The organism is Pseudomonas sp. TE12508, assembly GCF_056279485.1.
On sequence record NZ_JBWCCN010000048.1, the window covers coordinates 1 to 1,283 of the forward strand.

The following is a 1,283-nucleotide window of genomic DNA, read 5'->3' on the forward strand; positions in this document are numbered from 1 at the left end:
GGGTAGAAACCGGAGACATCCTTTACGTTTTAAACCGGAGACATCGTTTACAGGTATGAAATACGGTCAGGAGGTGCCTGACCATGCCCTGGAATCGAGAGTCCCCAATGGATCAGAGAGTGAAACTCGTAGGCGACTGGATGTCCGGCGCCTATTCCAAATGTGAGCTGGCACGGCATTACGGTGTCAGCCGGCCCACTTTGGACAAGTGGCTGGCGCGCTATGCTGAACGTGGCATCGACGGCCTCAAAGAGCTGTCCAGACGTCCGCGTCACAGCCCCCATCAAATCAGTGAGCATGTCCTTGAGTTGCTGATCGCTTATAAGCGCGAGCATCCGAGTTGGGGGCCTGAGAAGTTGGTTCACAACCTTAAAAATACGCACGCGGAGCTGTCTTGGCCCGCGTTGAGCACCGCTGGCGAATGGCTCAAGCGTGCAGGTCTGGTGCAAAAACGACGTTTCCTTAATCGCCCACCGACGGGGCCTATTCCGTTACGCGAAGCCACAGAGCCCAATCAAACATGGGCGGCGGATTTCAAAGGCGACTTCGCCCTGCAATCAGGTCAGCGCTGCTTTCCTTTGACGATCTCCGATCATGTCAGTCGATTCCTCTTACTTTGTCGGGCGCAAAGTAGTGTGGCTGGGGCGCGCGAAGGATTTGACTGGGCTTTTCGAGAGTATGGGTTGCCCAATGTCATTCGTACGGATAACGGTTCACCTTTTGCCTCGACCGGCGTGTCGCGCATCTCCAGCCTGGCGGCCTGGTTCATACGCTTGGGTATCTATCCCGAGCGTATCCAGCCCGGACGCCCTGACCAGAATGGCCGCCATGAACGAATGCACCGAACCCTCAAGGCTGCGCTGCTTCAGACACCTGAGCATAATTTGGTACAGCAGCAGTTGGCGTTTGAACGGTTTCGCCACGAATACAACTACGAACGCCCTCACAAGGCCCTGGCAATGAAGGTTCCGGCGGATGTTTATGTGCCATCCAGCCGCCTCTACGACGGACGTGTGCCGGAGGTGAATTACCCTTCACAAATGCTGGTCAGAAAAGTCCGGCAAAACGGTTCAATGAAGTGGAAAGGCGGAATGGTATTTGTCAGCGAATCGCTGGTGGGTGAGGCACTAGGGCTGAAGGAGGTGGAAGATGAGGTCTGGGAAGTGTATTTGTGCAATTACCTTTTAGGTCGTTTGAAAAGCGGTGAAAACCGCCTTTCAAACCCACAAAAACGTAAAGGATGTCCCCGGTCTCGATTGTAAAGGATGTATCCGTTTCTACAT

At 54.2% G+C, this 1,283-nt stretch carries 1 protein-coding gene; it reads left to right on the plus strand.

Annotation, left to right across the window (positions count from 1 at the left end):
• The first annotated feature begins 83 nt into the window (after positions 1–83).
• On the plus strand, positions 84–1,262 hold the full coding sequence (locus tag ACZ9IM_RS30480) for an integrase core domain-containing protein (RefSeq protein ID WP_476225836.1): 1,179 nt from the start codon (positions 84–86) through the stop codon (positions 1,260–1,262).
• Positions 1,263–1,283: the final 21 nt, after the last annotated feature.

What these genes read in the sequence shown, in the direction of transcription:
- ACZ9IM_RS30480 (WP_476225836.1), top strand. Translation starts at nt 84, where the DNA reads ATGCCCTGGAATCGAGAGTCCCCAATGGATCAGAGAGTGAAACTCGTA.